Below are 12,294 nucleotides of genomic sequence, written 5' to 3' on the forward strand. Positions count from 1 at the left end.
TCGGCCCGACTCAGTCGCACCTCGGGCCGCCCGTCTCCTGCCGGAGACGGGCGGGCTGTCGTCGTTCGGGGTCCGCGGAGGTCAGCGGGACTTGATCTCCAGGGAGGCGACCCGGACGCCGTCCTTGCGCAGTCCGGTCCCGACGTTGAACAGCTTGCTGCTCGGGGTGCCGCCTTCGGTGACCGCATCGTTGGCCATCACGCAGACATGGGTCAGGCCGGAAGTGTCGAGATCGGTGAAGTGGTCGGGCAGGCAGTGTCCGTACGCGGCCTGCAGCGCCTTCAGACCGGCAGCCGCCGAGGCCTTCGGGAACTCCACTGCCGCGTCCACCACGTAGTCATGAGTAGCGACGTAGCGGGCGTGGTTGATCCGGGTGGCGTCCGGCAGGTCCACGTCGGCGTACCACTCCAGGTCCGCCAGGGTGAGGGCATCGCAGCGGTAGCCGGTGAGGGTGTTCCGGCAGGTGCTGCCGCGCTCGGTCTGGAACGAGAAGTACGGCACGCCCCACCCGCCCGCATAGCGCGCCAGCACGGCGAACGCGATGATCACGAAGGCCGCCATCAGCACAATGCCGGCGATCACACGGAGCGCCTGGTGTCTGCGATGGGCCACTGCCACAGGATGCCTGACCCGCGCCGCAATGCCAACCGGACGTCGAAAACTCAGCAGAACGCGACTTTTCGCGCCGCGTTCTGGGGGTGGGGGCTCGAAAACTCGGCAGAACGCGACTTTTCGCCCCCGTTCGCGGGCATGGGCTCGAAAACTCGGCAGAACGCGACTTCTGGCGTCTGTTCGGCCGTGTGGGGCTCGAGAACTCGGCAGATCGCGACTTTTCGGGCCCGTTCGGGGGGTGGGGCTCGAGAACTCGGCAGAACGCGACTTTTCGCGCCCGTTCGGGCGTGTGGGGCTAGAGAACTCGGCAGAACGCGACTCTTCGCGCCCGTTCGGCCGTATGGGGCTCGAGAACTCGACACATCGCGACTTTTCGCGCAAGGCCGTGGCAGAAGAGCCCTGTCGCCTCCCGCGTCTCCGATCCTGTCTTCGTGCACCGACCCAGGCCGGGCCATTGGTGGAGTGGATGAACGGTCCGACTCTGCCCGGTCAGGGGCGGCCTGCTGTGGGTTCAGCGCCGAACGGCAATGATGACCGAGGTGTCCTCGGCAACCATCACATCGACGCTGACAAAGCGCTCGTCGGACAGCCACTCCTGACGGACCCGATCGACCCGGCCTTGATCGAGAGGTGGCCAGCTGGGGCAGGGGGTGAAGTCGTCGAGGACGATCATGCCGCCTTCCTCAACCAGCTCGATGATGTCCTCGCGGGGCGCGCCCTTCGCGCTGCCGGCGTCCAGGAACAGCAGCGAGAACGGGGCATGCTCGGCCAGGCTGGTCCAGTCGGCGTGCATCACGTCGATGTCGTCGTGGGCGAACATGTCCATCACCCCGTGGGCCAGCTCGGGGTCGAGCTCGGCGGTGATGACTCGGGTCTGCTTGGGCGCCCCGGTCCGCAACCAGGCGGCGCCGACCCCGCAACCTGTGCCGCACTCGGCAATGGTGCCCGTCCGGGTGGCGGCCAGTGTCGCGAGCAGCCGGCCGGTCTCAGATCGCGATGCCTGGACGTAGCCGCGCTCGAGCGACATCCGCAAGGCGCGGATGACCAGCTCAGGGAGTTGTGGAGGAGCACTCACCCTCAAAGTCTGACAGGTCGGCGCTGGCGAGGTGGCTTGTCCGGTATGCGAGACGCCGTCGCCCACATAGTGTCAGAAAAATACTTGGGTGTCCTAGTATCTAGGTCATGTACGAGATGTATCCGGACGCTTGGAAGACGAGCGACGACACGAGAGCAGAAGGCCTGCCGACTCGCCAGCAGTCGGTGGTCTCCACCGACCGTCCTCGGCGTCGGGCCCGCAAGGAACACTCGGTCACCCCTCCGGTCATCGCGCGCACGCTCGAGGAGCGCTAGCCGAGAGAAGGCTGGCTCACCACCGGCAGGGCGGGGACCAACTCGAGGTCCGCAGCCCTGGCCATCGCCGGAGCCGCCTGCTGCTTGCGGAGCCGAGCCCATCCAGGTTGAGAAGGCTGCCCTGAGAAAGCCCCGCGTTTGGTCGCCGTCTATACGGCTGCGGCGATGGCGTCGCCGATCTCGGTAGTGCTCCGGCGCTGACCTGCGGTCCGACCGGCGATGTCGGCGATCACTGCCTTCTCCACCCGGGCTGCCTCCTCGGCCAGACCGAGGTGGTCCAGCAGCAGCGACATCGACAGGATGGTCGCCGTCGGGTCCGCGATGCCCTGACCGGCGATGTCCGGCGCCGAGCCGTGCACCGGTTCGAACATCGACGGGAAGGTGCGGTCCGGGTTGATGTTGCCGCTGGCCGCCAGTCCGATGCCGCCGGTCACTGCCGCGGCCAGGTCGGTGATGATGTCGCCGAACAGGTTGTCGGTGACGACCACGTCAAACCGCGCCGGATCGGTGGCCAGGAAGATGGTCGCCGCGTCCACGTGCAGGTAGTCGGTGGTGACACCCGGGTACTCCGTGGCCACGGACTCGAAGATGCGGCGCCACAGCCCGCCGGCGTTCACCAGCACGTTGTGCTTGTGCACCAGGGTGATCTTGTTGCGGCGCCGGGTGGCCCGTTCGAACGCGTCCCGCACGACCCGCTCCACCCCGTACGCGGTGTTCACGCTGACCTCGGTGGCGATCTCCGCCGGAGTGCCCTGCCGGACGACGCCGCCGTTGCCGCAGTAGAGCCCCTCGGTGCCCTCGCGGACGACGACGAAGTCCACCTCCTTGCCGGCGGTGACGCTCTCGGCAAGGGGGGTCGGCACGCCGGGGAACAGCCGGCTGGGGCGCAGGTTGACGTAGTGGTCGAAGGCGAACCGCAGCTTCAGCAGCAGACCGCGTTCCAGCAGGCCGCTGGGGACGTCGGTCGCGCCGGGTGCCGCGCCGACCGCTCCGAGCACGATGGCGTCGGCCTGCGCCAACTCGGCCAGCACCGAGTCGGGCAGCACCTCTCCGGTCCGCTGCCACCGGGTCGCGCCGAGGTCATAGGCGGTGGTGTTGAACCGGTGGGCACCGGCGACCGCCTCGAGGACCTTCAAGCCCTCCGCGACCACCTCGGGTCCGATCCCGTCGCCACCGATGATTGCCAGGTTCTGTGCGTCAGCCACCGGCGCATCGTATCGACACCGCACCGGCCGCGACCGTGCCGTCTCACCGCGCAGACCGGCAGGGGTGAATGTTAGTTTTCTCGCATGACCTTGCCGTTCGACCTGCGCCGCAACCCGAGCCCCCGCACCGCTGCGGACCGAGCGGCGATCCTGGCCGACCCGGGGTTCGGCCTGAACTTCACCGACCATATGGCGGTGGCCACCTGGAGCCGCGCAGACGGCTGGTACGACTCCGGCATCGTCCCGTACGGACCGTTCACCCTCGACCCGGCCAGCGCGGTGCTGCACTACGCGCAGGAGATCTTCGAGGGGCTGAAGGCCTACCGGCACGCGGACGGCAGCGTGTGGCTGTTCCGGCCCGAGGCCAACGCGGCCCGGTTCGCCCGCTCGGCCGAGCGGCTGGCACTGCCGCAGCTGAGCACCGAGGACTTCCTCGGCAGCATCGAGGCGCTGATCGCCGCGGACGTGGAGTGGGTGCCCACGGCGCCGGAGCAGAGCCTGTACCTGCGGCCGTTCATGTTCGCCAACGAGGTCTTCCTGGGCGTACGGCCGGCGCAGAAGGTCACCTACTGCTGCATCGCCAGCCCGGCCGGCGCCTACTTCTCCTCAGGAGTGCACCCGGTCAAGATCTGGCTGAGCACCACCTATGCTCGGGCCGCCCCGGGCGGCACCGGGGCCGCGAAGTGTGGTGGCAACTACGCCGCCAGTCTGGTCGCCCAGCAGGAGGCGGCCGCCAACGGCTGCGAGCAGGTGATGTTCGCCGACGCGGCCGAGCACAAGTGGCTGGAGGAGCTCGGCGGCATGAACGTCTACCTGATCAACACCGACAACGAGCTGGTCACCCCGCAGCTGAACGGCTCGATCCTCGAGGGTGTCACCCGTGACTCCATCCTGACGCTGGCCGGCGAGCACGGGCTGACCCCGGTCGAGCGGCGGATCTCCATCGAGGAGCTGCTGGACGGCCTGCGGGCGGGCTCGATCACCGAGGTCTTCGCCTGCGGCACCGCGGCCGTCGTGACGCCGATCGGCAGTCTGAGGACGCCCGACACCGAGGTGACCGTCGGCTCCGGTGAGGGTGGGGAGACCACTGCCGCGATCCGCGCTGCCCTGCTGGACATCCAGTACGGCCGGTCCGAGGACACCCACGGCTGGCTTCGCCGCGTCGTCTGACGCCCGTTTGGACCCTTGCGCCTGTGTCGGTTTCCCAAGTCGACTTGGGAAACTGTCACGAAGCCAGGGAAATCTGCCCCGCTCAGTGACAGTTTCCCGGGCTTTGTCAGGGCTCCAGCGAGGCGTACGAGCTAGCGCCGGATGCCCGCATCTGGACGAGTTGTCTCAACCAGTGGGATCGTGGCGTTCGCAGCGACCACGCTGGGTGACACTGAGGACATGCATCTGATGCAGCTCATCATTTCCTAGCGCGCTGAGACACTCAGCGCGCCAAACCTCCTGTCCTTGAACGGGAGGTTTTTTCGTTGTCAGACAAAGTAGGACGCACGAGGACCGAGGTTTCCGATGACCGGAACAGCACCAGTCAAGCCGGCAGAGTTTCACGTCTACGACACCACGCTGCGCGATGGAGCGCAGCAGGAGGGGCTGCGGCTGTCAGTCATCGACAAGCTGGCCATTGCCGGTTTCCTGGATGAGCTGGGCGTCGGTTTCATCGAGGGCGGCTGGCCCGGGGCCAACCCCAACGACACCGCCTTCTTCGAGTCCCTGAAGAGCGGCGGGCCGGACGGCCAGTTCCGGCTGCAGAATGCGACCCTGGCGGCCTTCGGGTTCACCCGCCGGGTCGGCATGAGGGCCGCCGACGATCCGCTGACCGCCGCTGTCCGCGACTCCGGTGCACCGGTGGCCTGCCTGGTGGCCAAGAGCCACGACCGGCACGTGGAGCAGGCGCTGCGCACCACCCTGGCCGAGAACCTGGCCATGATCACCGACACGGTGACGCACCTGCGGGCCGAGGGTCAGCGGGTCTTCGTCGACTGTGAGCACTTCTTCGACGGCTACCGGGACAACGCCGCTTACGCCCTCGAGGTGGTGCGGACCGCGGCCGAGGCGGGCGCGGAGGTCGTGGTGCTCTGCGACACCAACGGTGGGATGCTGCCCAACTGGATCGGTGACGTGGTCGCCGCCGCCGGCGAGATCGGCGTACCGCTGGGCATCCACTGCCACAACGACACCGGTTGCGCGGTAGCGAACACGCTTGCAGCCGTTGACGCCGGTGCCATGCACGTACAGGGCACCATCAACGGCTACGGGGAGAGGACGGGCAACGCCGACCTGGTGTCGGTGGTGGCCAACCTCGAATTGAAGTACGGCTGGCCGGTACTGCCAGCCGGGGCACTGGCCGAGGCGACGCGACTATCCCATGCGATCGCCGAGGTGACGAACGTTCCACCGAGCGGTCGTCAGCCCTATGTCGGACTCTCAGCGTTCGCCCACAAGGCAGGACTGCATGCGAGTGCGATCAAGGTAGACCCCAACCTCTACCAACACATCGACCCGGCCCTGGTGGGGAATGACATGCGGATGCTCGTGTCCGACATGGCGGGCCGGGCCAACATCCAGATCAAGGGGGAGGAGCTGGGCTTCGACCTCTCCGATCGCGATCTGGCGGCCAAGATCACCGACCAGGTGAAGGAGGCGGAGGCGGCCGGTTACACCTACGAGGCGGCCGACGCGAGCTTCGAGCTGCTACTGCGCCGCGAGCTCGGTCAGCTGCCCGAGCTGTTCGCGGTGCACTCGTGGCGGGTGTTCACCCAGTCGCACCACGGCGACGAGATCGACACCGAGGCGACGGTCAAGCTGACCGCCAAGGGTGTCGGCCAGCGCGTCGTGGGGGAGGGCAACGGGCCGGTGAACGCCCTGGATCATGCCGTACGGAACGCGCTGGCGCCGGCCTATCCGGTGGTCGACCGGTTTGAGCTGATCGACTACCGGGTGCGGATCCTCGACCAGGGGCACGGCACCGACGCCACCGTACGGGTGCTGATCCAGACCACCGACGGCAGGCGAACGTGGACCACCGTCGGCGTCGGGCAGAACCTCATCGAGGCCTCCTGGGAGGCGCTCTTCGAGGCCTACCTGTTCGGACTGATCCACTCGCAGGCGAGCCCGGAGGCCGACGTCGAGGAGCCGGCCGCGCCGGTCCCGGCCGGCGTCTGACCCCGGCCGCCAGGCAGCCGGAGGCTAGTGGTCGATCCGGTCCAGGACGATCGATCGCTGGGCCGGCGCCGACTCGCCGATGGTGTACGCCGCCGCCAACGACTCGCGGGCGCCGGCGAACCGGCTGGGGTCGTCGGTGTGCAGCGTAAGCAGGGGCTGGCCGGCCGCGACCCGGTGGCCGGGCTTGGCGTGCAGCTCGACCCCGGCGCCGGCCTGTACCGGGTCCTCCTTGCGGGCCCGGCCGGCCCCCAACCGCCAGGCGGCGACGCCTACCGCCATCGCATCCAGGCTGGTCAGTACGCCGTCGGTCGGGGCGACGATCACGTCGGTCTCCCGGGCCCGCGGCAACTCGGCGTCGGGGTCCCCGCCCTGGGCTGCGATCATCCGGCGCCACACGTCCATCGCCGCACCCGAGCTGAGCAGGTCGGCCGGGTCGCGGTCGGTCCGACCCGCCGCGGCCAGCATCTCGCGGGCCAGCGTCAGGGTCAGCTCGACAACGTCGGAGGGTCCACCGCCGGCCAGCACCTCGACCGACTCCCTGACCTCCAGGGCGTTGCCCGCGGTCAGCCCGAGCGGGGTGTCCATCCCGGTCAGCAGGGCCACCGTGGTGACCCCGGCGTCGCGGCCCAGTGCGACCATGGTCCGGGCCAGCTCGGCCGCCTGCTCGGCGGTCTTCATGAACGCCCCCGAGCCCACCTTGACGTCCAGCACCAGTGCCCCGGTGCCCTCGGCGATCTTCTTGCTCATGATCGACGACGCGATCAGCGGGATGGACTCCACGGTCGCGGTGACGTCGCGCAGGGCATAGAGCTTCTTGTCGGCCGGGGCCAGTCCGCTGCCGGCGGCACAGATGACCGCGCCGACCTCCTCCAGCTGGTGCAGCATCTCGGCGTTGGTCAGTGCGGCCCGCCAGCCGGGGATGGCCTCCAGCTTGTCGAGCGTTCCGCCGGTGTGGCCCAGGCCTCGACCGGAGAGCTGGGGTACGGCCACGCCGCAGGCGGCCACCAGTGGCACCAGCGGCAGCGTGATCTTGTCTCCGACGCCGCCGGTGGAGTGCTTGTCGGCGGTCGGTCGAGACAGGGTGGAGAAGTCGAGGCGTTCACCGGAGGCGATCATCGCCGCCGTCCACCGGTTCAGCTCGGCCGGGCTGAGGCCGCGGAAGAAGATCGCCATGGCGAGCGCCGACATCTGCTCCTCGGCGATCACTCCCGAGGTGTAGGCGCCGATCAGCCAGTCCACCTGCTCGGGGGTGAGTGTGCCACCGTCGCGCTTGACCTTGATCAGCTCGACCGCATTGAACCTCGCCGGGTCCACCGGACCACCGAGTTGCGCCGTCATGGCTGCGAGTATGCCCGAAAGCTGCCGACCTCTGCGGCCGACGGGCGTGCCCAGGCAATCCGGCCCGGCCGATAGTCTTGCCCAATGCGCATCGCCCGATTCTCCGCCGGCGGAGATCCCCAGTACGGCATCGTGGAGCTCGCCGCCGACGGCGGAGAGCATCCCGACACCGTGTCCGCCCTGACCGGCGACCCCATCGCCACCCCGGTCCAGCTGACCGGTGAGCGGCGGCCGCTGGCCGATGTCCGGCTGCTGGCGCCGGTGATCCCGCGCAGCAAGGTGGTCGGCGTCGGCCGCAACTACGCCGCGCATGCGGCTGAGCTCGGCAACGAGGTGCCCGGAACCCCGCTCACCTTCTTCAAGCCGAACACCTCGGTGATCGGGCCGGACGAGGCGATCATCTATCCGGAGGCAACCCACCAGCTGAGCTTCGAAGGCGAGCTTGCCGTCGTGATCGGCCGGATCTGCAAGGAGGTGCCGCTGGAGCGGGTGCCCGAGGTGATCTTCGGCTACACCGTCGCCAACGACGTGACCGCCCGTGACCTGCAGAAGTCCGACGGCCAGTGGGCCCGGGCGAAGGGGTCCGACACGTTCTGTCCGCTGGGGCCGTGGATGGTCACCCACCTTCGGGTCGAGGAGGCCGCCGACCTGCAGATCACCACCACCCTTGACGGCGAGCTGAAGCAGTCGGGCTCCACCAACCTGATGGTCTTCGACATTCCCGCGCTGGTGCACTACATCTCCTCGTACACCACGCTGCTGCCCGGTGACGTGATCCTCACCGGTACGCCGGCCGGGGTGGGGGAGATGCACCCCGGGCAGCAGGTCAGTATCGAGATCGAAGGGATCGGCACCCTGACCAACCGGGTGTCGGGAACGAGCCGGGCCGACGGAACGGGAGAGGCAGCGAAGTGAGTGAGTTGGCAGACGTCCTTGGTGACATCGCCCCGCAGGACGTACGGGTCAGGTTCCCACCGTCACCGACCGGCAACCTGCATGTCGGCAACGTCCGCAGCGCACTCTTCAACTGGGTCTTCGCGCGGCATTTCGGCGGCACCTTCGTGCTCCGGCTGGAGGACACCGACGCCGCCCGCAACACCGAGGAGTCGGTCCGCAACGTGCTGGACTCCCTCACCTGGCTGGGGCTCGACTGGGACGAGGGGCCGGAGAAGGGCGGCGACTACGGCCCGTACGTGCAGTCCGAGCGCGGCGCCATCTACCGCGACGTGGTGGCCCGGCTGCTTGCCGCGAAACTGGCCTACCGCTGCTTCTGCACCCGCGAGGAGCAGGAGGAGCGTGAGGCGGCCAAGCCCAAGGGATCACCGTCGGGCTACGACGGCTTCTGCCGCGATCTGACCGCGGCCGAGATCGCCGAGAAGGAGGCGCAGGCTGTCCCCTCGGTGGTGCGGGTGCGGGTGCCCGACGCGGACATCGCGTTCAACGACCTGGTCCGCGGCGAGGTGCGGTTCGCGGCCGAGCACGTCCCGGACTATGTCATCGTGCGGGCCAACGGGGAGCCGCTCTACACCCTGGTGAACCCGGTCGACGACTCGCTGATGCGGATCACCCACGTGCTCCGCGGCGAGGACCTGCTGCCCTCCACCCCGCGCCAGATCGTGCTTTACCACGCGCTGGCCGAGATCGGCGTCGGCAGCGGCCGGACGCCCATTTTCGGGCACCTGCCCATCGTGATGGGGGAGGGCAACAAGCGGCTGCGCAAGAGGGATCCCGGTGCGGGGCTGGCGGAGTATCAGGAGCGGGGGTTCCTGCCCGAGGCGGTGCTGAACTATCTGGCGCTGCTGGGCTGGGCGATCGCCGACGACCGGGACGTGTTCCGGCTGAGCGAGATGGTCGACGCGTTCGACATCCGTCGAGTCAACGCCAACCCGGCCAGGTTTGACCCGAAGAAGTGTGAAGCGATCAACGCCTCGCATATCCGGCTGCTCGAGCCGGCCGAGCTCGCCGATCGGCTGGTGCCGTTCCTGGTGCGCGACGAGGTGCTCTCCGAGCCGCCGTCCGCCGAAGACCGCGAACTTTTGGCCAGGGCGACGCCGCTGATCCAGGAGCGGATCAACACGCTGTCCGAGGTTACGCCGATGCTGGGGTTCCTGTTCCTGCCCGACGACCAGATCGAGATCGATCCCGCGGCAGGGCTGAAGCCGGACGCCGGACCGGTCCTCGCTGCCGCAGCCGAGGCGCTGCGCACCGTGGAGAGCTTCGACCACGCCTCGATCGAGGCGGCCCTCCGGGCGGCCCTGATCGAGGGTCTGGGGCTGAAGCCCAAGGTGGCCTTCGGGCCGGTGCGCGTGGCGATCACCGGACGGAAGATCTCGCCCCCGCTGTTCGAGTCCCTAGAGCTGCTGGGGCGCGAGTCGGCCCTGACCCGGGTCGCCGCGGCTCGGGCATCCCTCGATGGCTGAGGGTTCGGAGGCCTAGCGGATGGCGCCCAAGAGCAGGGGACGTCGCCCCACCGGTCGCCCCGGCCAGCGCCGGCCGGTGGCCCGACCCGCCTCCGGCCAGCCCTCCGGTCAGCCGTCGGGGGGCCTGGTCCGCGGTCGGACGGGACCGAGCACTCCGCCGGCCCCGCACACACCGGGTTATGAGGCACTGCCGCCGCCGGGGGCCAGCTATCCGCAGATCCTGCGCGGCGAGACCTACGTCTGGTGGCGTTCGCTGCTGGGGGTGGTGCTCGGGTTGTCGCTGTTCCTGCTGATGACGTCGGTCATCTCCCAGGCGGTCGTCTTCATCAGCTGGGCCCTCACCTCCGCCGACCGGGCCTTCGCCCCGTACGCCACGGCGGCGCTGAACTTCGAGCTGCCGGTGGGGATGCTCGCCACCAACCTCGGGATCGCCACACTGATCCCGATCTCCTGGCTGCTGATGGCGCTGGTGCATCAGGTCAAGCCGCGTTGGCTGTCGTCGGTCGGTCCACGGCTGCGCTGGCGCTACCTGCTGCTCAGTCTCGCGGTGGCGACTGTCGCGCTGAACGCGGTGCTGCTGCTCTCCACACTGGCTGGGCCGCCTATGCATCTCGGGCCACAGCCCGGCTTCTGGGGCTTCCTGGTGGTGATCATCCTGACGTCGCCGCTGCAGGCGGCGGCCGAGGAGTACTTCTTCCGCGGCTACCTGATGCAGGCGTTCGGCAGCCTGGTCGCAAACCCGTGGTTCGGGGTGGTGATGTCCTCGGTGGTCTTCGCGCTGCTGCACGGCGCGCAGAACCTGCCGCTGTTCGCCGACCGGCTGGCCTTCGGTCTGCTGGCCGCGGTGCTGGTGCTGAAGACCGGCGGCCTGGAGGCGGGCATCGCCGCCCACGTGATCAACAACGTCTTCGCCTTCACCATCGCCGGGCTGACCACCTCAATCGCCGCGGTCAAGCAGATCACCACCATCTCCTGGGCCGATGCTGCCTTCGACGTCGGTGGCTTCGCCCTGTTCGCGTTGCTCGCCTACCTGCTGGCCGTGCGGATGCGGATGCGGACGCAGGTGCAGGGGGCGGTCTGAGGCGCGCCCGGCCGGCCCCGGTTTGGGCGAAGGCGCACCTCTACAGTAAAGTCTTCCCTCGTGCCCGGGGTACCGGGGCGCGATGGGGTATGGGGTAATTGGCAGCCCGGCTGATTCTGGTTCAGTTAGTCTAGGTTCGAGTCCTAGTACCCCAGCGAACGGAAGTCACGATTCGCTGGAGCAGCCGCTCGATTGGCTGTTTGGGCGGGTCAGTTGGTAGGCTTCCGCGGTCGGTTCCTGTTCATCGAACGGGTGCCCGACCAGCTAGGGCCCCGTTGTGTAGCGGCCTAGCACGCCGCCCTCTCAAGGCGGTAGCGCGGGTTCGAATCCCGTCGGGGCTACTTCTCAGTAATGTGCGGTTGACTAGGGCGAATGCTCCGAATGTCCCGCAAAGAATATCTCAGTTGCTCGCCCTCAGCCCCTCTGAGGGCGCGTCAGGGGCGCACGAAATCCATGATCATCTGCTCCCTGCTGAGGCCTCAAGAGCAGTCTGCTGGGCGTCTCGGGCGGAAATGTGCCTCTGACTAGGGGATTCGTCACCCTCGCGAGTTACGCTACCGCCTTGAAGGGACGGCTAGCGTCTTGGCTCGAGCTCGTCGGATCACAGACGGTCCGCGACGATGTCGGAAGGGAACTGGCTGAGGTTGCGGAGCGCCGCGACTGGTGGCTGCTCTAGGTCGAGGTGATGGATGTGAAGCGTCGTAATTGTGTGATCGGATCCTGCAGGCGCCATCGCTGGTCCGTCTGCGTAGATAGGGGTGGCATCGGGGAGATCTGCGGCTATGTCATAGGCGAGCGACTGGTAGAGGTCGGCGTTGAACTTACCGCCGGTGTTGCTGTCCCGCCTGTACTGACGTCATCGATGAATCGCCAGCGACCGTCAGCGACATCACCGTCGGCCGCGGGAGGCCTTCAACGACACGGCACGGAGAACGAGAGTGGCGACTTTCACTGGCCAGAACCGGAGACAATCAACTGGCCACTACGGGGACTTTCTCATGGCCACGGACAGAGGGACTGCTCGGGGTCGAGAGGTCTGTCGTTGACGCCAGGGCGGCGCGTGACCGCGTCGGCGGTCGAGCCCAGCCGTTCCTCTGCTGGTCGACATGCTCGGGGCTTC

At 68.4% G+C, this 12,294-nt stretch carries 10 protein-coding genes and 2 tRNA genes; 8 read left to right on the plus strand and 4 right to left on the minus strand.

Annotation, left to right across the window (positions count from 1 at the left end; genetic code table 11):
• Positions 1–81: 81 nt before the first annotated feature.
• Entirely contained in the window at positions 82–612 is a 531-nt protein-coding gene (locus JOE57_RS17180; protein ID WP_204919814.1) for a hypothetical protein, read from the minus strand.
• Between the two features lie 511 nt (positions 613–1,123).
• Positions 1,124–1,687, minus strand: coding sequence for an O-methyltransferase (locus tag JOE57_RS17185; protein WP_204919815.1), 564 nt, complete (start codon positions 1,685–1,687; stop codon positions 1,124–1,126).
• A gap of 107 nt (positions 1,688–1,794) precedes the next feature.
• On the opposite strand from JOE57_RS17185, the gene JOE57_RS17190 reads away from it, so the two are divergent.
• Entirely contained in the window at positions 1,795–1,962 is a 168-nt protein-coding gene (locus tag JOE57_RS17190) for a hypothetical protein (protein ID WP_204919816.1), read from the plus strand.
• Between the two features lie 149 nt (positions 1,963–2,111).
• Here JOE57_RS17190 and JOE57_RS17195 read toward each other — a convergent pair whose 3' ends face one another.
• Entirely contained in the window at positions 2,112–3,167 is a 1,056-nt protein-coding gene (locus JOE57_RS17195; RefSeq protein WP_204919817.1) for a 3-isopropylmalate dehydrogenase, read from the minus strand.
• Between the two features lie 84 nt (positions 3,168–3,251).
• Here JOE57_RS17195 and JOE57_RS17200 point away from each other — a divergent pair, with 84 nt between their 5' ends.
• Together JOE57_RS17200 and cimA are read left to right on the plus strand one after the other, a co-directional pair.
• Positions 3,252–4,337, plus strand: coding sequence for a branched-chain amino acid aminotransferase (locus tag JOE57_RS17200; protein ID WP_204919818.1), 1,086 nt, complete (start codon positions 3,252–3,254; stop codon positions 4,335–4,337).
• Positions 4,338–4,682: 345 nt separating this feature from the next.
• On the plus strand, positions 4,683–6,335 hold the full coding sequence (gene cimA, locus JOE57_RS17205) for a citramalate synthase (protein ID WP_204919820.1): 1,653 nt from the start codon (positions 4,683–4,685) through the stop codon (positions 6,333–6,335).
• Positions 6,336–6,359: 24 nt separating this feature from the next.
• Here the strand turns inward: cimA and JOE57_RS17210 are convergent, their stop codons facing one another.
• Positions 6,360–7,673 carry a thymidine phosphorylase gene (locus JOE57_RS17210; RefSeq protein WP_204919821.1) on the minus strand — a complete coding sequence of 438 codons (1,314 nt, stop codon included), beginning with the start codon at positions 7,671–7,673 and terminating at the stop codon, positions 6,360–6,362.
• A gap of 84 nt (positions 7,674–7,757) precedes the next feature.
• Between JOE57_RS17210 and JOE57_RS17215 the strand changes: the two genes are divergently transcribed.
• The 5 genes from JOE57_RS17215 to JOE57_RS17235 all read left to right on the plus strand — a co-directional run bounded on the left by JOE57_RS17215 (position 7,758) and on the right by JOE57_RS17235 (position 11,515).
• Positions 7,758–8,588 carry a fumarylacetoacetate hydrolase family protein gene (locus JOE57_RS17215; protein WP_204919823.1) on the plus strand — a complete coding sequence of 277 codons (831 nt, stop codon included), beginning with the start codon at positions 7,758–7,760 and terminating at the stop codon, positions 8,586–8,588.
• On the plus strand, positions 8,585–10,093 hold the full coding sequence (gltX, locus tag JOE57_RS17220) for a glutamate--tRNA ligase (protein WP_204919825.1): 1,509 nt from the start codon (positions 8,585–8,587) through the stop codon (positions 10,091–10,093). The genes JOE57_RS17215 and gltX overlap by 4 nt, the downstream gene beginning before the upstream one ends.
• A 19-nt stretch (positions 10,094–10,112) precedes the next feature.
• Positions 10,113–11,174 (plus strand): CPBP family intramembrane glutamic endopeptidase, encoded by a 1,062-nt coding sequence (locus JOE57_RS17225; RefSeq protein WP_204919827.1) that lies wholly within the window; start codon positions 10,113–10,115, stop codon positions 11,172–11,174.
• An 83-nt stretch (positions 11,175–11,257) separates the two neighbouring features.
• A tRNA-Gln gene (locus tag JOE57_RS17230) sits at positions 11,258–11,329 on the plus strand.
• Positions 11,330–11,442: 113 nt separating this feature from the next.
• Positions 11,443–11,515, plus strand: a tRNA-Glu gene (locus JOE57_RS17235).
• Positions 11,516–12,294 lie beyond the last annotated feature (779 nt).

Origin of the sequence: Microlunatus panaciterrae, from assembly GCF_016907535.1 — a bacterium.
Classification (GTDB): Bacteria; Actinomycetota; Actinomycetes; order Propionibacteriales; family Propionibacteriaceae; genus Microlunatus; species Microlunatus panaciterrae.

Coding starts and splice junctions, on each gene's coding strand:
- JOE57_RS17190 (WP_204919816.1), top strand. CDS start 1,795: ATGTACGAGATGTATCCGGACGCTTGGAAGACGAGCGACGACACGAGA.
- JOE57_RS17200 (WP_204919818.1), top strand. CDS start 3,252: ATGACCTTGCCGTTCGACCTGCGCCGCAACCCGAGCCCCCGCACCGCT.
- cimA (WP_204919820.1), top strand. CDS start 4,683: ATGACCGGAACAGCACCAGTCAAGCCGGCAGAGTTTCACGTCTACGAC.
- JOE57_RS17210 (WP_204919821.1), bottom strand. CDS start 7,673: ATGACGGCGCAACTCGGTGGTCCGGTGGACCCGGCGAGGTTCAATGCG.
- JOE57_RS17215 (WP_204919823.1), top strand. CDS start 7,758: ATGCGCATCGCCCGATTCTCCGCCGGCGGAGATCCCCAGTACGGCATC.
- JOE57_RS17225 (WP_204919827.1), top strand. CDS start 10,113: ATGGCGCCCAAGAGCAGGGGACGTCGCCCCACCGGTCGCCCCGGCCAG.